We start from the raw sequence: 20,664 nt of genomic DNA, 5'->3' as shown, positions 1-20,664 counted from the left end.
AGTATTACGAAACTACTAATACTCAAGTTGTAAAAGATCCGGGAGTTGAAGTAAGCGATACCTGCGGTAAGCTACGCTAACGCTTGGCTTTTGATGAAACAAGAGATCAATATCTTTGGTTTCGATTTGGTTGGGATGACAAAAAGCAGATACAATATATTATCATCTATCTCTGCATTAAAAACGGCAAAGTTTGGGTGGAAGAAGATGCAACTAATTTATGCGTTGTTGATGATTTGCTATCAGCCGGAATACCCCAAGCCGATATTGTTTTGGGTTTCCATCATCCCAGTAAACGAGGTTTAACAGAATTCGCTACTGCTTAAGGAAGCAGGTAAAAAATAGAAATTTAGCGTTTTATGAGCCAAGGATATGAATTCTAAAATGGCTATAGCTCGGTTGTAAATTCCATAAACTTATACACCTGTTTCAACGTTTAAATAATTAGGCATACTCAATTTATGGTATAGGTAAATACTGCTGGTAACGGTTGAGCAAATCAGCCTACTTTGGATTCAAAATTACACCCCCTTAACAGGGGTAAGGGCGACAAATTAAGGTTAATGAATCCTATGTCTACAGTCGCCCTACATCAAAAATATCGACCCCAGACAATAGCCGAATTAGTTGGACAGCCCTACATCAAAACTACTCTGACTAATGCTGTCAAATACCTGCAAATTGCACCAGCTTATTTATTCACAGGTTCTAGAGGCACAGGTAAAACCTCAACTGCTCGGATATTTGCTAAATCAGTAAACCAAAAAGTTTTCCTAAAAGGTCGAACCACTAGTGATACAGGAGATATCACCAAGAAATGAGTACAGACAAGCAAGTATCATGTAATACTCATTACATAAAAAATAGTTATCAGATTTTATAACACTTCAAAATATGAAATGATCAAAGGAGTGTGTCGTATATTGGCTGAAAAATTTGACTGTTTTATCTCATCGAATTGCTAAGAGGAGTGAGTCTACAGAAGAACCAATTTTGACAGACTTAGAAACCCTAGATGAAGTTATTGAGTGTTTAGTAGAAAATTTTTCGATTGAAACTCAAGGAGTATGTGACCAGCAAACTTTATTCGAGATTCGTAATAATTGCAGCCAGTAGTGGAGATAGTATTGAGAACACAGCTAAACTATTAAAGAATGTTCCTACAGCTAACGATATTAGATATCATCTCAAAAAAATCAATAATTTTGAAGAGCTAGAGGCGCAAATCAATCAATCACTGAAAAGTCGAATTCCTTTGGGTTAACCTCCTCTGGCTTAGAATAAGTCGTAAAAGGAAAGGTAGCCGATTAATTTATCGTACACTTTTTACACTTAAATAGATGTTAGCCTTTTTATCTCAAGCCTTACAGCGCAAATATCAAGTAGTTGAAAGCATTTATATTCCAACAGGCTAGCACTGAAAATTTATCGACCAACTAATCATAAGTAATCATAATCTATACTATGTCTGCTGGTTAGAGGATTCTGTGTTTACTAGTATTATAAGCTATCAGTATTTTAGCGTTCGCCCTTTTGGAAAAACTTTTTGGTTTACTGTTAATAAATCTTGCTGTTGAGGTTGTTTAATTTCACGTTGAATTAAACGTTGTACTTGCTGGTAGCTAATTTCTTCAAAAGTATCGTGGCGTTCAGTACCTTTAACGTAGCGATCGCAGAAGTGGCGGTCAAGCCTTTTTGAATTCTCGCAGTCATTCTACTTTTCAAAGCCTGATTAATCTGTGATTCTAATAGCTCAAAATTATTTATTTTATCAAGATGATATCTAATATCATTCGCGGTTGGAATATTCTTTAATATTTTTGCTGTGTTTTCAATACTATCTCCACTACTTGCAGCTTTGACTAAAATTTCAAACAAACTCTGTTGGTCATAAGCACCTTGAGTTTTAATGGAGAAATTTTCTGGCTTTTCATTTAAGAACTTCATCCAAAGTTTCCGAGTCTGTTAGAACCAATTGTTCTGATGAAATAGTCATTTTTTTTAGCCAAAGCAGGCGCAAATACTACTTCCATCATTTCATTTTTGGGGACATCCCAGAATCTGATAAGTATAAAATTAATTACCATATTTTCTAATTTTTTGATTTCAACATCTCTCAAAATAGACTACTGAAGCTTATTTTAAGTATTATCTCTACATTGAATGTATATATTTGAACTATTTACTGAAGAGTATATTTTAGCGATCGCTCGTTTTTTTATCCAACTTCAGAAAATCGCGTTGCTCCCGCTTCTGTCCATCATTGCGCTTAGCTCGATTGCTACGTAGGATTACAGATGCTCGACTTAGGGTAGCCAAACTCATCCACAATAAGGCACTTATCCACCAATGACCTACTTTCATGTGTGCGAACAAGGCGTTTAGTAAGAATTGGCATTTCATGTAATGTATTTAAAAAGAGTGTTCAATTTCCATATAATGTTATCGCTTATACTGGGTTGCGTGTATATTTGATGTACTCCTGTTGGGCAATCTCAATATATTTTATTCGTCTCTCCAGAGAAATTTGGTATCTGTAGCCCAACAGTAGGGTTAACATGAAATTTCACCTCGGCTCCTAAATAACTATGCCCAAGACTTGGAACATAAAGATAGATAACTATTTTCAACTCAACCCCAACTGCATCATCGCCACCGCCCATGTAGACAGCTTCCCGACAGACCTCCCCCTAGAACCCAACATCAGGGAACCAAACCGTAAAAGCGCCGCCTACAGACAAATCTTCGACTCAGTAACGACGCAACCGGAAAAATTCTTCTCCCGTCACAGTGGAATCGTTCTGTCAGCTAATATTGTCAAGCCCAGTAAAACCTCACTCGAACTGGAAATTTTAGAAGCCTCAGAGGGGGGTAGCGATGGCATTATCAACGGCGGGCATACAGTTTTAGCCTTCGAGCAAGCTAAAAACTATAAATATGACCTAACCCAAGCGAAGGTAAAAGTTACGATTCACATCGGACTGACTGAAGAATCAGCCAAGGACATAGCCTTAGCTTCAAATACCACAACCCCAGTAGATTCTCGCTCCAAAGTCAACGCCAGAGGTGATTACAAATTCATCAAGCAGTATTTAGCTGACTTAGAACAGAAAAAAGATAGAAAATTCCGCATCGCCTATTACCAGAATCAAAGCGGCGCTCCCAGAAACGCCCAGTGCAATGTTACCCATTTGCTGAAGCTGCTTTACTGCCTCGACAGAAATAAATACAATCCCGACGGGAATAAACGAGCCAAGCACCCAGCAGGTATGAGTATTCCCTCTAACATCACAGACACAGAAAGGGAAAGATTAACTGCACTTTTGCCTCTGGTAACTCATGCTTTGTGGATAGAGCAAAGACTCTACGAAATAATCCAAGAACATATCAGCAACCCCAGAAGAAAGGGTGTTAACGACCTAGCATCAATTGATATACGTAAAACTACGTTGTTGCCGGACAGCAAGTACTCCTTCGGATTTGGTGCGCCAACTGACCTGGCTCTACCGATAATTGCATCATATCGGGTATTTCTAAACGAAGACTATAAGTGGATTATTCCTTTTGACGAATTCGCTGAAGATTTTCTCTTACACTTATGGACGAACTACTTCCGCAAATATCTAGTATCGGAGAAAACAGCAGGGAATACAGTCGGTACAAAAATCAGTCGCAATCAAGAGATTTGGGAAAGTTTGTATATCTCGGCGCAAAGTTATCTAAACCAGCACTTGATGCAAATGGTTAATTCTAGTAAGGAAGAGTCAGAAGCGAAGGGGACACAAGGTACGAAAGGGCGTGTGCAAGCAGGTAAGAAATAATAGTATAAGGTGGTTTCTATTGAGAGATTCGTTTTGGATGGGCGATGGCTTTTAACAGTAAACAGTTATCAGTAAAGTCGTAAAGTCTTTGGGTTTTAACTGATAACTGTTTTAAGTGATGGACTAACTTGTGGAATCGAAAAAGTGCTATTGCTCACAGATTATTCTCCATTTCCATTGTTGCATTACCCAGATTTCTCCACACTCAAATCAATGACCTCTAAAACATCTGGCAACCACCGAACGTGTTCCACAATCTTGTCGTGAGTCCGAGCTTTGTCCCGTGTCACCGTTCCCCACAGCTTACCTTTTTCAGTCAGATGCCAAATATTTTTGTGACTTTGTTTACCATTCGTGTCAGTTTTGATTCAACGAGCTATACGTTGAGTTTAGCGATCGCCGCTACAGGCCATTTTACCCAGTTGATGGGCCCATCCCCTTACACCGCTCCTTAACCCGGCATGGTTATGACGTGAGGAGCTTGGCAGAACAGTTTAATGCTAAACCTGCTGAAATTAAATTGCTGTTTCGCGGACAACTCGACCCAGCGCGATGGCTACGCCCGCCGCAGGCATCGCGTGAATTACTTTCCACAAATGCTGATTCAATTCATGCGATCGCTACCATCGCCTCAACAAAGCTACAACAAAGCAGCAGTGGCGTATAGCGGCACCGTGCATTTAACTTGCTACCAGTATTCAGCTACTGAAATTATTTGAAGTTTCATAAATCACAAGCCTCTCAAGTATTGGCTAGCGAAATTAAACTAGACCAACTCCTGACTAAGTTAATGAAAACTGTAATTGAAAATGGAGGTGCCCAAAAAGGCTTTCTGATGTTAGAAAAAGATCGTAAATGGGTGGTTGAAGCTGAAAGCACAGTAGATTCTGATGACGTTACTTTACTGCGATCGCTTCCCATTGACTCTGTAGATGGCGATAGCGAAGCGCTGCTGCTTTCAGCAGATCGCCAGACACCTATCCTACCAGTTGCGATCGTTAACTATGTTGCCCGTACTCAAGAAAATGTAGTTATTAATAACGCTACCGAAGAAGAACAGTTTATTCGCGATCCCTACATTGTCGCCACTCAACCAAAATCGATTCTCTGTACTCCTTTGTTAAATCAAGGCAAACTAAGCGGTATTTTATATCTAGAAAACAATTTAACCACAGATGCATTTACCAGTGATCGCATTGAGTTTTTAAGAATTCTTTCGGCTCAAGCTGCTATCTCCATTGAAAATGCCCGTCTTTACGGACAGTTAGAAGATTACAACCGAAATCTAGAGATGAGAGTAGAAGAGCGCACTCAAGAACTCTCACAAACCCTAGAAATTCTCAAAGCCACCCAAGCCGAACTGCTGTTTGAAAACGAGTTACTCAAAACGCCAAATCTTGCATCAAGGAGAGATTATTGCAGTTGATAGTTCAGAGGAAAGGGAATTGCTTTTGTCAGGGCTAGTAGTCAAGCAACAGGGAAATTTGAGAGTTCAAAACCGTATTTATGAATCTATTTTTGTTTGATTTACGAAAACTTTTGTTTAATCTGGAAAGCGAAAGAAGAGGTCTATCCTTCTGGATAATTTAATTTGTCTAAGCAATAATGTTGTACTAATAAATGGCAGATATTGTGTTACTTGCATAACTCATGTTATCTTTATTAGTAGTATTTGTCTGTAATCTCTATGAACCTTGATAGTCTGTTTGAGATTGTTGACCGCCTGCTAATTGAGAGCCACAATCGCCCCCTTAATTCCACAGAAAATCTGGTTTTGCGTGGGATTTGGCAGTACAAAACTTATAACCAAATAGCTATAGACGCAGGTTATAGTCCTGGCTACTTTACCAATGTTGTTGCCCCAGAATTGTTTGGGCGACTCTCTGAGGTCATTGGCCAGCGCGTCACCAAGAAAAACTGTCAGGTGCTGCTGGAATCCTATGCCATCATTGAAGCAGCTCCAAATACAAAACTTTTGAAACAAGACCTGACGCAATTTCCCCCCACAGTTAATCAAGATACGTCACCTTGCTACCCCAGCGGCTCAGTTCCTCTCGCCTCTCCCTTTTACCTCAAACGTTCTTACCTTGAGGAGCAAATCTATCAAGAAATTAAGAAACCAGGAGCGTTAATCAGGATCAAAGCTCCCAGAGAAATGGGCAAAACTTCACTGCTGCTGAGGATTCTTGACTATGCGAAGTGCCAGGGTTACTGCACTATCAGCTTGAATCTAGAACAAGTCGAGCAGACAATTCTGAGCGACTTGAATCAACTTTTGCGCTGGTTGTGTGTCAATATCACCCGCCAGCTTCAGCTTCAACCAATGTTAGACGAGTATTGGGATGAAGATTTGGGAAGTAAAGTTAGCTGCACCGTCTACTTTCAAGAATATCTACTAGAGTCAATTAATACTCCCTTGATCTTGGCGTTGGATGAAGTGAACCATATTTTCGAGCATCCCCAAGTAGCGAAGGATTTTCTACCTCTGTTGCGTTCTTGGTACGAAGAAGCGAAAAGACTGCCCATTTGGCAAAAGCTTCGTCTACTCGTGGTTCACTCAACAGAGATTTATGTTCCTCTTGAACTTAATCAGTCTCCTTTCAATGTAGGGTTACCGATTCAGTTAGACAACTTTAGTCAAGAAGAGGTACAGCAGTTAGCCCAACGCTATGGACTCAATTGGACAGATGGAGAAGGAGCTAGACAATTAATGGCAATGGTCGGGGGACATCCGGCACTAGTACATTTAGCTCTCTATCATCTGAGTCGAAAGGAGGTAACTCTGTCGCAACTACTAGAAACTGCTCCCACTGCTACCAAAATTTATTCTTATCACTTGCAGCGTCACTGGGCAACCTTGCAAAAACAGCCTGAGTTAGCACAAGCTTTTGATAACGTTCTGAATGCCAATGAAGCTATTCTCTTAGATCCCATCCTTACTCACAAGTTAAGCAGTATGGGGTTGATTAAACTTTCTGGATCTGAAGCGATCGCAAGTTGTGAATTGTATCGGCGATTTTTTACGAAAAAAGAGCAGCATTTGGCGTTGAAGAATAAAAATATGAACTAGTGCGATTGCTATGGAAGTACCATTCCTATTTAGGAATGTTATTTTTCATGAGTTTTCCTATGAGTTATGGAATGAGTTTTATGAGTTTCAGAGCCGATGAGACAACTAATATTAAAAGTAATTCGCTGCAAGGTAATGCAGTTTATATTACAAAAGAATAGAAAATTATGCAGTTTTCTGCATTCTCCAGGTATGAAAACAACAGGAATTAAATATCAGGAAAAACAATGACAAAGATTTTGGTTACAGCACGGCGAGTTAAAGCAGCAGGAGCGCAGTTTTTACGAGGAGGAGGATACAAACCCCGCACGTCACCCTATGCTTTTCAAGGTCATGGTGAAAGTGCTTTAGAGTTATTAGCTTTAGCTCGAGAAGCTACAGGCTTAGGGATTATTACAGAAGTCATGGATACAGCAGACTTAGACAAGGTAGCTAAAGTGGCAGATATAATCCAAATTGGCGCTCGTAATATGCAGAATTTTTCCTTGCTCAAGAAAGTAGGAGCGACAGGTAAGCCAGTACTGTTAAAGCGCGGACTTGCAGCCACAATTGAAGATTGGTTGATGTCAGCGGAATACATTTTGGTTTACTGATAATCCCAATGTGATTTTGTGTGAGCGGGGAATTCGGACTTTTGACCGCCATACACGGAATTACACGGAATACCCTGGATATATCTGCAATCCCAGTATTGCGATCGCTAACTCACTTACCGATTATGATTGACCCTAGCCACGCCTCTGGTAAATAGACTTGTCCGTAAATTTATAATCCAGTCTGTACAAGGGTTTTAAAGGGTGCTTATATGTCTTCGCCCAACGTAACAATAAGGGTTTGAGATAGTTGATGATAGTTTAGAGACAAAAAATAGGATTTTCCAATTTTGAGCGTCAACACGATTTGTTATGCTACACAATCCGCAAAAGCTATCGTTGAGTAGTAGTAGTAGTGTTTATGGTAAAACCAGTAATTTTAACCGTCGATGATGATCCAGAGGTGCTGCAAGCAGTGTCACGAGATTTACGCTATCAGTATGGCGATCGCTTCCGCATTGTCCGGGCAGATTCCGGTATTGCTGCTCTGAATGTGGTGCAGCAACTCAAATTGCGTAATGAACCAATTGCCCTATTTTTGGTGGATCAAAGAATGCCCCAAATGGGTGGTGTGGAGTTTCTCGAACAGGCAAAAGACATCTTTCCCGATGCCAAGCGCGCTTTGCTGACGGCCTATGCAGATACAGATGCCGCGATTAAGTCAATTAATAGTGCCAAACTTGATTATTATTTACTCAAGCCTTGGAATCCACCAGAAGAGAGACTATATCCTGTTTTGGATGATTTGCTAGATGATTGGCTATTGGCATTCCGCCCGCCCTTTGAAGGAATTCGAGTCATTGGTAATCGCTGGTCGCCTTTTTCCCATCAGGTAAAAGACTTCCTGGCGCGTAACCAGATTCCCTACAAGTGGTTAGATATTGAACTGGAGGAGGATGCCGCAAAACTGGTGAAATACGCCGAAGGCGATGGCAGAGAGCAATTGCCCTTAGTGCTGTTTCCCGATGGTTCCCAATTAATCCAACCATCTAATTTACAGATTGCCACTAAAATTGGACTGCAAACCCAGGCGGAGCGTCCATTCTATGACTTGGCGATCGTTGGTGCTGGCCCTGCCGGACTGGCTGCTGCCGTCTATGGCGCTTCTGAGGGATTGAATACTGTCTTAATTGAGCGTGAGGCACCAGGTGGACAAGCCGGCACGAGTTCACGAATTGAGAACTATCTCGGGTTTCCGGTTGGTTTGAGCGGCAGCGATTTGGCAAGGCGGGCGGTGACTCAGGCGCGGCGATTTGGGGTGGAGATTCTCACTCCTCAAGCGGTAACTGGGGTTAGGTTGCAAGATCCTTATCGGGTTCTGGAATTGGTGGATGGCAGCGAGATTAGTTGTCATGCACTTTTAATTGCAACCGGCGTTTCCTACCGTTGGCTAAATATCCCAGGAGCCGAGAAGCTGACAGGGGCAGGAATTTATTACGGTGCTGCCATGACTGAAGCAATCACCTGTAGGAATGAGGAGATTTACTTGGTAGGCGGGGCAAATTCTGCTGGACAGGCAGCCATGTATTTTTCTAAGTATGCCAACAAAGTGATCATGCTGGTGCGGGGTGAGTCGCTATCATCCAGTATGTCGCAATACTTGATTGACCAGATTGCGGCTACTGAAAATATCAAAGTCTGCACAGGTTGCAGCGTTGTTGAAGTCAAGGGAGATGAACATTTAGAAGAAATTGTCATTGCCCATACCCAGACGGGACAAACTGAAACCGTCCCAGCCCGATCGCTTTTTATCTTCATCGGTGCTATTCCCAAAACTGATTGGCTGGATGGCGTTATTCAACGCGATGTTCAGGGGTTTATCATCACAGGTCCCGATTTAATGCATAATAGCAAACCTCCTCAAGGTTGGCATTTGGAACGCTCTCCTTTCTTACTAGAAGCAAGTGTTCCTGGCATCTTTGCAGCGGGAGATGTGCGACACGGATCAACTAAGCGGGTGGCATCCGGTGTGGGTGAAGGTGCGATCGCTATTCAATTCGTTCACCGCTATCTGAGTAATGTTTAGTTGCAGCGGCAAAAATTAAGGAGGTTGCTTGATGTTGTGTCTTGAAGATTTGGTTAACTTAGACCCGTTTCAACAGCTTTCCAAAGAGCGATTGGAGTGGATATGCGATCGCGCTCAAATATTTGAACTCCTTGCTGGAGAAGTGTTAGTGCATGAGGGAGACCTTGTAGATAGCTTATTTATCCTAGTCAAAGGTAAAATCAACCTTACCCGTCGCAGTGAAGGAATTGAAATTCCCATCGGACAACACCAAGCTCCATCCTTTTTTGGTGAAATTTTCATCCTTACAGATGATCCTGTACATGTGACAGTGCGGGCATTTACAGATTGTAACTTTTATCAAGTTAAGGGAGAGGACTTCCGTAAACTACTGCATGAGTGTCGCAATTTTGAGCGGATGGTCTTCCGCATTGTGGAGCGTCGGATCCGAGGAATAGAGTCCTTTATTCGGGGACGTGAAAAGATGGCAGCTTTGGGGACACTTGCTGCCGGTCTAGCTCATGAACTCAACAACCCAGCCGCAGCACTTGTTCGTAGTTTAGGGGAAATGCCAAGCGCTTTGCTGGAGTTACAACGAATGAACTTAGTTTATGGACAACGCAATGTTGAAGAAGCGCATACTCAACAATGGTTAAAAGTGCGTGATCAAGGCTATGATGTGATTCTGAATAATCGTTTAGATCCGGTAACACTAAGCGATCGCGAAACCATATTACTGGAATGGTTAGAAGATTACGGTGTGAACCAGGCATGGAAATTAGCGGAACCTTTAGCAGAAGGCGGCATTGACACTGAAACCCTAGAAAAGCTCATGGAACGTTGGCGCAATGACAACACTGAATTGCGAGAAATGGGATTGCAGTGGCTATCGCTCTCATTTGAAGTCATGTCGATGATTAAACATGGTTTGCGATCAGCCCAGAGGGTTTCCGAACTTGTGCAAGCGATGAAGTCCTACAGTTATCTCGATCAAGGCATTCAGCAAGAAGTAAACATACATCAAGGCTTAGAAGATACCCTACGATTGTTTGCTCATAAACTCAAGTCCGGCATCCAAGTGCAACGCAATTATGATCAACATCTTCCTAAAATTTTTGCCTATGGTAGTGAACTCAATCAAGTGTGGACGAACTTAATTGACAACGCTATTGATGCAATGGATGGTAAGGGACTGCTAGAAATTACAACTCAGCAAAGGGATTGGCCAAGGGACAGTGCCCTTGGGGAACCTTCTCGAAGAGAAGACAATTGCTTTGCTCAGATTGACATTATTGACTCTGGCAGTGGAATTCCACCTGAAATTCAAACGCGGATTTTTGAACAATTCTTCACGACCAAATTAGTGGGGCATGGTTCAGGACTCGGTTTGGACACCGTTCGCCGGATTGTAGAGAATCGCCACCACGGTACGCTCTCTTTTGAGTCCCAGCCAGGTAGAACTTGTTTCACTATTTGCTTGCCCTTGTCAAATCAATGAGTCATTTGAAAAAATAAGAATGCAAAATACAGAATTCCAAATCTATTTGCTCAACTCATGAGTTTTAATATGAGGTTTTAGATGACTTTTTCAACCATCTTCAATCAAAAATAATGTGATAATAGTCAGTAAGACTCTGAAACTAACGCCCATTTTTTAGTTAAATAAATAGATTTGTTCTCGATATTTAATTGAGCATTAGTAATTAGTATTTAGAGAGAATTACTGGAATTTCAAAAGCGGATTTTGTACCCTATATGGAGAAAAAAAATGGCATACGAAAATGCAGTTTTGGACGACAAAGAACTTCAAGCAAGTTTAAAGTCTATTAATCCCAAATTTGGTGACTTTGTGACTCGTGTAGCAGGTGAAGCATGGGGTCTGCCATTAATTGATCAAAAAACTAAGGCTTTAATCACGATCGCAGTTGATATTGCCAATCAAGATCATACAGGTCCAGGCAATCCTTTTGGAGCGCACGTGAGTATGGCTCTTAAACAGGGAGCCACTCGGCAAGAAATCGAGGAAGTTCTTTTATTCATGTGTGCTTATGCGGGATTCAATAAGGTCGCCGGTTGCTTCGGCACACTGAATGAGATTTGGAGTTCTCTATAATATTCAAAATCAGAAATAGCCCTGCTATTTCTGATAGAAGTTCAGTATTTACCATAACTTCTATTAAGTACAGGATTTCACAAGTTCGTAGCGTTATTAAATCTCCCAAAGCCTTATTATGAGGCAGTTTAATTCGTGACGATTTTATGAAATGCTTTACTGAGTTGGTCGCCAAGGATGTGTGCGGTGGCGCAGTCGAGCGCTACGGGCATTGAATTCCTGATCAGCCTCCAGACTATTTCACCCATCTACTTCTCGCTTTCTTCAATATCAAAGCTAGTAGAACTCCATCAGCAACCAACTCCTGTGCAGTGGAAATCTGAATATAATAACCTCTACAAGGATAGCAGCAATGATCTCAGCAATCAGAAAGGCTGATTATGCCTTACGCGATCAAAATGGTGTAGCAGTCTTCTACGTTCTTTTATGGAAACGAAAGTCAATAACATTAGATCTATTCGATGACTACTGGAGAGACGTTCACGGCCCAGTTTGCGCTCGACTACCAGGCCAGCATCAATACTGGCAGTTCCATTTGGCTCATAATCAGGGTGATTTGTGGCCAGCTATTGACGACATCGAATACACCACTGGGTTAGAAGACCAATTCGATGGCATTGCAGAATTAACCTTTGAGACAGAAGCTAACCGTCAAACATGGTTCAAAGCTGCTGCCATCCTCATGGATGATGAACACAATTTGTTCAGTAAGGCGATTGGATATAATACCATCCCTGGTAATTCCAAAACTTATCTTGATTGCATCCCCACGGGAGATCCAAACGGAGAACTGGGTATCCTGAAGTTTCACGTCATGGTCAAAAAAGCAGATGCCGTCAGTCTGCACGAGTTTCATAAATATATGACAGACAGCTTTGCTGCTGCTGTTGTCCAGAGTGACTCGGTTCTCAAATTCCGACTGCATCTCTTTGAAGAAGTAGATAATTCCCGTCCCGATGCTGCTGGAGTATCTCATTATGAACCTCCACATAAGCAGTATCAGGCAGCTTTTGAAATTGCATTTTCCAATCCTCTAGAAATGAAAAACTTCTTTGCTTCAAAAGAATATGCAAAAGCTGTAAAAGACCAAGCAAAATATATCAAACAAATCAACCCATTTCCAGAGCGATCTGCTTATACTTTTGTCTACAACGGTCAAATAACATTAGCGGGTCAGCGGAGTTCTAGTGTGGCAGATTTAATCGTGAACCTTGGTGCAACTAACCAATTAAAGGAGGATATAACTTCTCTCATGCTAGATAAAAAACTGCTCATTTCCGACTCAAATAGCTCTTTGAATGGTTCTCTTAATCATTCACAAAATGGTGCAAATAGTCTAATTAAGACCCGGAATAATTATTACAAAGATTTAGCAGCAGATTATTCTAGACCAGGACTCGTGACTGCCTATGTCGCCAAAAAACTCATAGAAGATGCCGAGAAGTATGTGGCGATGAAAGAAAAGACCCAGCCACAAATAGATTCTTATTATACTCTCAAACAAATTGAACAAGAGAATAAAGAATGGTGGCCTACTCATTGCGAAGCATTAAGGCAAGGAAGAGGTGATATTTTAACTGACGAATATCGTGATGATCTCATTTATTTGTGCCAGGATGGTCCGTATTACGGCTTGGAACAACAAAAAGAGCGTGAGCAACATTGGTGGGCATTAATTGCCCAACCAGGTGTAACTATGTGTTGGCCAATCGTCATGTTTCATGAGGAAATGACTTTCTTTGAATGGAAGTGTGTAGATGATGAAACTAACGAAACACTTGCTAAAGGAAATGTCAATTGGATGCGACGCGGACACAGAGGCGGATGTTATCTCAAAACTGAGCAATTGACTTTCTATCGAGATGTTTTTGCCCCCAGTGGACTACTGAAATTGATCACCACAGCCTAAGATGACAGATAATCGGGTGTACAAAAATGCGGTTTTAGATGATTTAGAACTACAAGCAGGTTTAAAAAGTATTAACCCGAAGTTTGGTGACTTTGTGATTCGTGTAGCTGGTGAAGCATGGGATCTGCCATTAATTGACCAAAAAACCAAAGCGTTGATGGCGATCGCAGTTGATGTTGTCAATCAAAATCACAAAGGCCCCGGTAATCCTTTTGCAGCACATCTGGATATGGCTCTCAAACAGGGAGCTACTCATCAAGAAATTGAGGAACTTCTTTTGTTCATGTGTGTTTATGCAGGATTTAATAAAGTCGCGGGCTGCTTCAGTACACTAAACGAGATTTTTAAGCAAAGTAGTGTTGAACTAAGGAATGCAGCAATGATATCAGCAATTAAAAAAGCCGATTATGCCATACGTGATCAAAATGGCACAGCAGTTTTCTACGTTCTTTTATGGAAACGAAAGTCAATAACGTTAGATTTATTCGATGACTACTGGAGAAATGTGCATGGCCCTGTTTGTGCCCGACTACCAGGCCAGCATCAATACTGGCAGTTCCATTTGGCTGATAATCAGGGGGACTTGTGGCCAACTATTGAGGGGATTGAGTACGATTTAGCACCAGAAGATCAGTTTAATGGGATTGCTCAATTAACCTTTGAGTCAGAAGTTGACCGTCAAACATGGTTTAAATCTGCGGCCATTCTCATGGATGATGAGCGCAATATATTCAGTAAGGCGATTGGATATAGTGCGATCGCTGGTAATTCCAAAACTTATCTTGATGGCATTCCCACGGGAGATCCAAACGGAAAACAGGGTATTCTTAAGTTCCATGTTATGCTCCAAAAAGCAGATGCCATCAGTCTGGACGAGTTTCATAAATATATGACAGACAGCTTTGCTGCTGCTGTTATCCAGAGTGACTCGGTTCTCAAGTTCCGACTGCATCTGTTTGAAGAAGTAGATAATTCCCGTCCCGATGCTGCTGGAGTATCTCATTATGAACCCCCACAGAAGCAGTATCAGGCAGCTTTTGAAATTGCATTTTCCAATCCTCTACAAATGGAAACATTCTTTGCCTCAAAAGAATATGCAAAAGCTGTAAAAGATCAAGCAAATTATGTGAAGCAGCTTTTACCATTTGCAGAACGAACTGCTTACACCTTTGTTTACAACGGCAAGATGACTCTAGCAGGTCAGCGGAGTTCTAAAGTTGCAAATCTGATCGAGAAAGTAGGAGCAACCAATCAATTAAAGTCGGACATAGTTTCTCTTTTTACCAAAGTACAGGAGGAAGATAAAATGAAAAACCAAAACATGATAAATGGAAGATTCTTAGCTGTTTCAGATGATAATCTTCCAAATCTAATTCCCAAGCAGGAAGGAGCTACGTCACAAAGAATTCACGCCATATCTAGCATTCCTGTAAATGCTTCTTGGTCAACTGTTTGGAATATGATGCTAGACAAAGTTGAAAACCCAGGACGCTACAATCCAGTGGCTAGCGATTATAAGATTCTGGAGAGATACACCAATGGGGTGCTGCGCCAGATGAAAGCTGCAAACATGATAGTCAAGGAGATAATAACCTGGGACGAAAAAACGGGAGAAATCCGACATAAGTTGGTGGATAATCCTTTTTTCATTGGTGAAGCAGTTAACGCAGTTGTCCAACCTCAAAGCAACAATTCTAATGACTCCTTGATACTTACCTATACCTTAGACTGGGAGCCTTACAATCTTGAGGGTCGAAAGGTTGCTCAAGAAATTCAAGAAAAGATTGCCCAAGCGGTTGAGCAGGCAGTTCTAAAGGGAGTAACCGTTGCTGAACAGCAAGAGGTACAAAAAAAATCACCACATGCTGTTTCAGATAGCAAAGTAAATGGGGGCAAACCTATGTTAGAAACGCTTCCAGGAACAACATCAGACATGGTCAAGCAGTTGTTTGCAAGAGGTGAGGCGTTTGATTCGGAAGGATTCATTAGCTTCTTTATCGACACACCAGTCTATCAGTTCGGCAACTTGGAGCCATGTTTGAATAAAGCTGCCATTAAGAAATCTGTAGACTCCTTCTTCAGTCAAGTCTCGGCACTCTACCACGAAATTAAGATGATGTGGGAAGTAGGAGACGTAGTGTTCGTGGAAATGGATGTCATCTACTGGCGTCAGGATGGTTCGGTAGTTACACTTCCTTGCTGCGATATCTTCCGCGTGGAGGGCGACAAATTCTCGGAACTGCGGATTTTTATGGATGCAAATCCTGTCGGTGACCCAACTATCCCTGTCCCCGCCACATCTTCTGTGCTAACGGTAAGCCAAGAAAAGAGAATTATCACGCACAACGTCATGAAGAAGTTCTTTGCTGAACATACTGAAGGGAAAAAACGGGTGGAAAGTGGATTTGCCCCTAAATGGTCGATCGCTGGTCCTAAATGGTCGATAGAACCCAAGAGCGCCATAGTTACCAACAGCAAAGGATAAAGTTCATAACTCATGTATACCTACGGAAGAAAAGAGGGTTGCCGCATTAGTCTGGACTATACCTATAAGGGAATGCAGATCGCATACCTTGAAAACGATCTACTTAGAGTGGGTTTGTTACTAGAAAAAGGCGCGTCCATTTTTGAATTTACATACAAGCCCTGCGATCTCGACTTTATGTGGCAATCGCCCATTCCCATGCGACGCCCCTTCATCGTCACTAGTAGTCTGCCTGAAGGAACCTTTCACGATTACTACTATGGTGGTTGGCAGGAGATACTACCATCAGCAGGGTGGGCTAATGAACCTTACATGGGAACCTATCAAGGCTTGCATGGCGAAGTCCCGCAACTGCCTTTCGAGGCGGTGATCGCTGAAGACACCCAGGAGCGAGTCGCTTTACACACGCATGCACGTCTTTACCGCTCACCATTAATGCTCGAACGCACAATGTCACTGAAGCGCGGTATCGCTGCCTTGTTCATCCACGAACGCCTTCTCAACGAGTCAACGGGTGAATTCGCGGTTATGTGGGGTCATCACCCTGTTATTGGAGAGCCATTCCTAGATGACAGTTGTGTGGTTCAGACGCCAGCTACCAAAGTCGAAATTATGGCTTACCACCAAAATGGTTTATGGGAACCTGGGGGGGATTATGAGTTCCCAAAGGTAAAGAATCGGCATACCGCCGAAATGCAAGATATCACTCGTGTCCTCTCCAAGGATACTCGGTCGGTGGATATAGCCTTTTTCAAAGAATTGACCGAAGGTTGGTATGGCCTGACTAATCAGAGGCTAGGTGTAGGCTTCGGTATGGCTTGGGACAAAGAGCTGTTTAAGTATCTCTGGATGTGGCAAGTTTACGGCGGTCACACTGATTATCCCTGGTATGGGCGAACATACAATTGTGGACTTGAACCATTCACTAGTTACCCACCTACTGGAGTAAAGAATGCTGTTGACAACGGCACAGCACTAATAATGAAGCCAGGAGAAGTCATTGAAACAGAGCTGGTTGCCGTCGCTTACCAGGGAGAAGGTATAAATCGCATTACGCTCAATGGCGTTGTAGAACAATAGCAAACTAAATTGTCAGTTGAATTTGAACAAATCTGGTTGTGAGCAATTTTGTTAATTTAAGGGGTATAAATCATGAGACTCAAAGATAAAGTTGCCATTGTCACCGGTGGATCTAAGGGTATTGGCTGGGGAATTGCTACTGTATTCGCCCAAGAAGGAGCTAAAGTTGCCATCATTGCTCGGGATGCTAAATCAGGTGAGCAGTCTGCTGATAAGATTCGCCACAAAGGCGGTGAAGCCATTTTCATCTCCTGTGACGTATCGAGCGAAGAGCAAGTCAAAGCAATGGTGCAAAAAACCCTCGATACTTTTGGTCAGATAGATATTTTGGTGAATAACGCTGGTGTTGGTACTTACAAATCGGTGCTGGAGACAACCAGCGAGGAATGGGATCGTTGTTTAGCGATCGACCTCAAGAGCGTATTTCTCTGCTCCAAGTATGTCATCCCTCATATGCAGACATTAGGCAAAGGTGCAATTATCAATATGTCGTCGGTACACTCGCGTTCTACGGTCAAGTCAGTTGCACCGTACGCAGCCTCCAAGGGTGGTATTACTGCTTTAACCCGCAACATGGCTCTTGACTATGGTCCAACCATTCGAGTCAATACCATCTCCCCAGGCTGGGTGCTGACACCTCTGATTGAGAGCATTTTTGATAGCTATGATGACCCGGCTAAACAGCTGCGTAAAGTTGAGCAACGGCAAGTAATGAAGCGCATCGGTACCCCTGAGGATATTGGCTATACAGCCGCTTTCCTAGTCAGTGACGAAGCTTCTTTCATCACTGGCACAGAGCTTTTTGTAGATGGCGGTATGACGGCCCAGCTTGAAGAATCTTGGTAGGGTTGGGTAAAGGAGATATGGGAGCAATGCGATTTTGTGAGGTACTTAAAATTCAGGTGCTAAATCACGTATTTAGGGCTGCGATCGCAGTCAAATAAGTGTTTTTATTGAGAATCTAGCTCTATAACTGAGAATTAAAGTCCGATCTAACAAAATCGCATTGCTCCCAGGAGATATCGAGAACAAGGTCAAGTTTATTTACAATTTTGGATTTAATATGCTTGCACTTAAAGATGCACAAAGGGTAATTGCGGCTGCGGAAAAAAAGGCAGTGGAAATTGGTCAACCGATGAACATAGCGGTAGCAGACGCTGGAGCCAACTTGGTCGCTCACGTACGTATGGACAGAGCCTGGATTGGGAGTATTGACATTTCCATTAAGAAGGCTTACACCGCCTGTGCCTTTGATATCGCCACTAAGGAGCTAGCAGTACATTCTCAACCAGGAGGTCAATTTTTCGGAATCCATGCATCGAACAATGGCAGGATCATGATCTTTGCTGGTGGTATTCCCCTCAAGCAAAGCGGGATATTAGTTGGCGCTATTGGCGTTAGTGGCGGTTCAGGTGAGCAAGACCATGCAGTGGCGGAAGCAGGGTCTCAAGCGTTTACCATTAGTGAAGGAATCTTACACAACAATATAACCGCGATCAAGGGAATCTTCCATTGCAACGTGAATTGCACCGACCTTGACCGCTCGTTGGCGTTCTACGAAATGCTCGGCTTTAAGGTCATACTTGATTTTACAGAAGGGATGAGCAGTCAAGCTATGGCGGAGGCTTTCGGAATGTCACAAGCACAGCTTAGAGGAGTTCACTTAGTCTTAGGAGATAACCCAACGGCAACTCGAATTGACCTTGTGGAGTTCCAGAACCCTAAAACACAAGGGCAACCCTATCCTCATCTTAACCATACCGGAATAGCTCGCATATGCCTTCGCACTAACAACATCAATCAGGTATACGAGAACTTGCAGGCAAAGGGTGTAAAATTCCTCTCTAAGCCTCAAACACTACCAGGAACAAAGGTCTCTATTGTCTGCTTAATTGACCCAGACGGGACTGTGTTGGAACTGCTCGAAGGAACCTTCTAGAGCATGGGTCAAGTAATTGCGTTTTAGATGATTGAACGAATCGAGCTTTGAGCAATTTTGTTGACTTAATGTCCACGGCTGCAAAGCTGCAAAGTGAAAGCGATATGGTCATATATGTCAGTGAACTCGAAATGGCATTCGCTGCTTTAGATATCAAAGTCAAAACCACGACTATCAGGAGAAAAAGTTGATGTCTTCAAACTCTCTATTAACGAAATCCGTTTCCAAGACAGACATCGTGATCGAGATGGAAACAGCCGCAGGTAAAGGCGATTGGGAATATCTTAAGACGTTCTTTACTGACGGCATCTTGTACAAGGTCGGTGCATCCAAAGAGATGAGAGGAATTCAGGATCTCATAGATTATGTGAGTTGGCTTTTTTCCAACGCCATACCCAGAATACCCTTTTACTTTCGAGGTGTTTGGGAGATGGAAGACACTGTGATCATAGAGATGGATGCCACGTTTACTCGTAGCAGTGATGGGAAACCTATTAGCTTTCCGTGCGTTGATATCTTGCGATTTGAGGGCAACAAGATTCGGGAATGGCGGGTCTACCCAGACCAGACAGAGCTTTGGTTGACTGACAAGATACAGCAAGATTCACAAAAGGTATTACTTGCAAAAGTTTTAAATTCAACTACAAAGTGGCTACCTTCAAAGTCAGAACGTATGCCAGGAATGGCAATTGATTTGGTCAAGCAGCTATTCTCAAGGGGCGAATCCTTTGACAGCCAAGGATTTACTAACTTCTTTACCGACACGCCATTCTATCAGTTCGGCAACTTCGAGGTGTGTTTCGATAAAGCTGCTATTCAGAAATCTCTAGAGAACCTCTTCAGCAAAATCTCAGCGGTGTACCATGAGATCAAGAAGATGTGGGAAATAGGCAACACTGTGTTTGTTGAAATGGATGTCACCTACTGGCGTAAGGATGGCTCAGTCATTTCACTACCTTGCTGTGACATCTTCCGCCTTGAGGGGGATAAGTTCTCTGAGCTACGGATTTTTATGGATGTGAATCCTGTCTTTGACTCAAACATCTCTGTTCCCGACACCGCTTCTGTGCTGACGGTCAGTGGAGGAGAGCGGTTGACGCCTTCTAACATCATGAAGCAGTTCTTCAGCGAACACCCTGAGAGCAAAAAGAGGTTGGTAATGGGATTAGCTCCCAAATGGGCGACATATAGCAATAGTTTTTTGAAATTTCAGTCAGCGGCATCCGTTTCTCAATTAGAGCTAGTAATGGAGATGGAAAAGGCGGCAGTTAACAAAGATTGGGAATATTTTAAGACGTTCTTTACTAACGATGTCTTGTTCAAAGTCGGTGCTTCTCAAGACATCAGAGGATATCAGGGGATCGCAGATTATCTGAGTTGGCTTTATTCTCTAGCTTACCCCCAACTGCCGTTTGAATTCCGAGGGACTTGGGAGCTAGAAGGCGTAGTGATTAGAGAAATGGATGCCAAATTAATTCGCCACAAGGATGGGAAGCCCATCAGCTTTCCCACTACCGACATCTTACAATTTGAGGACAACATGATTCGTGAATGGCGGATCTACCCAGACCATTCAGAGCTTTGGTTGACTGAAAAAGTGAAAAAGCATGGTTCAAAAACATATCAGTGACTCGAAGGGAAGTGTGTAG

Annotated in this window: 17 protein-coding genes and 5 pseudogenes; 20 read left to right on the top strand and 2 right to left on the bottom strand. The window is 42.5% G+C overall.

Going from position 1 to position 20,664, the window contains the following annotated elements; translation table 11 throughout:
• Nucleotides 1-83 precede the first annotated feature (83 nt).
• The 3 genes and pseudogenes from V7K73_RS29940 to V7K73_RS29935 all read left to right on the top strand — a co-directional run.
• Nucleotides 84-326, top strand: a complete 243-nt coding sequence (locus V7K73_RS29940) for a XisI protein (protein ID WP_228042825.1) — start codon at nucleotides 84-86, stop codon at nucleotides 324-326.
• 246 nt (nucleotides 327-572) lie between these two features.
• Nucleotides 573-761, top strand: a pseudogene (locus V7K73_RS22290) (DNA polymerase III subunit gamma/tau); the annotation flags it as partial.
• A gap of 196 nt (nucleotides 762-957) precedes the next feature.
• Nucleotides 958-1,261, top strand: a pseudogene (locus V7K73_RS29935) (ISH3 family transposase); the annotation flags it as partial.
• 428 nt (nucleotides 1,262-1,689) lie between these two features.
• Here V7K73_RS29935 and V7K73_RS22280 read toward each other — a convergent pair.
• Together V7K73_RS22280 and V7K73_RS22275 are read right to left on the bottom strand one after the other, a co-directional pair.
• A pseudogene (locus V7K73_RS22280) lies at nucleotides 1,690-1,996 on the bottom strand (ISH3 family transposase); the annotation flags it as partial.
• A 203-nt stretch (nucleotides 1,997-2,199) separates the two neighbouring features.
• A complete protein-coding gene (locus tag V7K73_RS22275; protein ID WP_334883132.1) occupies nucleotides 2,200-2,364 on the bottom strand; it encodes a hypothetical protein in 165 nt (54 codons plus the stop codon).
• Nucleotides 2,365-2,588: 224 nt separating this feature from the next.
• Between V7K73_RS22275 and V7K73_RS22270 the strand changes: the two genes are divergently transcribed.
• The 17 genes and pseudogenes from V7K73_RS22270 (at nucleotide 2,589) to V7K73_RS22190 (ending at nucleotide 20,645) form a co-directional block, all read left to right on the top strand.
• Nucleotides 2,589-3,821: an AIPR family protein gene (locus V7K73_RS22270; RefSeq protein WP_334883130.1), complete on the top strand. Its 1,233-nt coding sequence runs from the start codon at nucleotides 2,589-2,591 to the stop codon at nucleotides 3,819-3,821.
• Between the two features lie 320 nt (nucleotides 3,822-4,141).
• Complete coding sequence (locus V7K73_RS22265; protein WP_334883128.1) at nucleotides 4,142-4,276, top strand: hypothetical protein; 135 nt, start codon at nucleotides 4,142-4,144, stop codon at nucleotides 4,274-4,276.
• 26 nt (nucleotides 4,277-4,302) lie between these two features.
• Nucleotides 4,303-4,488, top strand: a complete 186-nt coding sequence (locus V7K73_RS22260) for a hypothetical protein (protein WP_334883127.1) — start codon at nucleotides 4,303-4,305, stop codon at nucleotides 4,486-4,488.
• Nucleotides 4,489-4,554: 66 nt separating this feature from the next.
• A pseudogene (locus V7K73_RS22255) lies at nucleotides 4,555-5,238 on the top strand (GAF domain-containing protein); the annotation flags it as partial.
• 270 nt (nucleotides 5,239-5,508) lie between these two features.
• Nucleotides 5,509-6,891: an AAA-like domain-containing protein gene (locus V7K73_RS22250; protein WP_334883123.1), complete on the top strand. Its 1,383-nt coding sequence runs from the start codon at nucleotides 5,509-5,511 to the stop codon at nucleotides 6,889-6,891.
• 236 nt (nucleotides 6,892-7,127) lie between these two features.
• Nucleotides 7,128-7,636, top strand: a pseudogene (aroF, locus tag V7K73_RS22245) (3-deoxy-7-phosphoheptulonate synthase); the annotation flags it as partial.
• 209 nt (nucleotides 7,637-7,845) lie between these two features.
• Entirely contained in the window at nucleotides 7,846-9,510 is a 1,665-nt protein-coding gene (locus V7K73_RS22240; protein WP_334883122.1) for an FAD-dependent oxidoreductase, read from the top strand.
• A 31-nt stretch (nucleotides 9,511-9,541) separates the two neighbouring features.
• A complete protein-coding gene (locus V7K73_RS22235) occupies nucleotides 9,542-10,987 on the top strand; it encodes a sensor histidine kinase (RefSeq protein ID WP_334883120.1) in 1,446 nt (481 codons plus the stop codon).
• A 270-nt stretch (nucleotides 10,988-11,257) separates the two neighbouring features.
• Nucleotides 11,258-11,602: a carboxymuconolactone decarboxylase family protein gene (locus tag V7K73_RS22230; RefSeq protein ID WP_334883118.1), complete on the top strand. Its 345-nt coding sequence runs from the start codon at nucleotides 11,258-11,260 to the stop codon at nucleotides 11,600-11,602.
• Between the two features lie 186 nt (nucleotides 11,603-11,788).
• Nucleotides 11,789-11,980 (top strand): hypothetical protein, encoded by a 192-nt coding sequence (locus V7K73_RS22225; protein WP_334883116.1) that lies wholly within the window; start codon nucleotides 11,789-11,791, stop codon nucleotides 11,978-11,980.
• Nucleotides 11,955-13,511 carry an EthD domain-containing protein gene (locus V7K73_RS22220; protein ID WP_334883114.1) on the top strand — a complete coding sequence of 519 codons (1,557 nt, stop codon included), beginning with the start codon at nucleotides 11,955-11,957 and terminating at the stop codon, nucleotides 13,509-13,511. The genes V7K73_RS22225 and V7K73_RS22220 overlap by 26 nt, the downstream gene beginning before the upstream one ends.
• A gap of 1 nt (nucleotide 13,512) precedes the next feature.
• Nucleotides 13,513-15,996: an AtaL-like protein gene (locus V7K73_RS22215; RefSeq protein WP_334883112.1), complete on the top strand. Its 2,484-nt coding sequence runs from the start codon at nucleotides 13,513-13,515 to the stop codon at nucleotides 15,994-15,996.
• 12 nt (nucleotides 15,997-16,008) lie between these two features.
• Complete coding sequence (locus V7K73_RS22210) at nucleotides 16,009-17,076, top strand: DUF4432 family protein (RefSeq protein ID WP_334883110.1); 1,068 nt, start codon at nucleotides 16,009-16,011, stop codon at nucleotides 17,074-17,076.
• 72 nt (nucleotides 17,077-17,148) lie between these two features.
• Nucleotides 17,149-17,922, top strand: coding sequence for an SDR family NAD(P)-dependent oxidoreductase (locus V7K73_RS22205; protein ID WP_334883108.1), 774 nt, complete (start codon nucleotides 17,149-17,151; stop codon nucleotides 17,920-17,922).
• 217 nt (nucleotides 17,923-18,139) lie between these two features.
• Nucleotides 18,140-19,015, top strand: coding sequence for a heme-binding protein (locus V7K73_RS22200; protein ID WP_334883106.1), 876 nt, complete (start codon nucleotides 18,140-18,142; stop codon nucleotides 19,013-19,015).
• Between the two features lie 68 nt (nucleotides 19,016-19,083).
• Nucleotides 19,084-19,206, top strand: a complete 123-nt coding sequence (locus tag V7K73_RS22195; protein ID WP_334883105.1) for a hypothetical protein — start codon at nucleotides 19,084-19,086, stop codon at nucleotides 19,204-19,206.
• Nucleotides 19,206-20,645, top strand: a complete 1,440-nt coding sequence (locus V7K73_RS22190) for a nuclear transport factor 2 family protein (protein WP_334883103.1) — start codon at nucleotides 19,206-19,208, stop codon at nucleotides 20,643-20,645. The genes V7K73_RS22195 and V7K73_RS22190 overlap by 1 nt, the downstream gene beginning before the upstream one ends.
• Nucleotides 20,646-20,664: the final 19 nt, after the last annotated feature.

It is taken from the genome of Nostoc sp. (assembly GCF_036916975.1).
Lineage (GTDB): Bacteria > Cyanobacteriota > Cyanobacteriia > Cyanobacteriales > Nostocaceae > Nostoc.
This window is presented reverse-complemented; position numbering and strand designations above follow the sequence as displayed.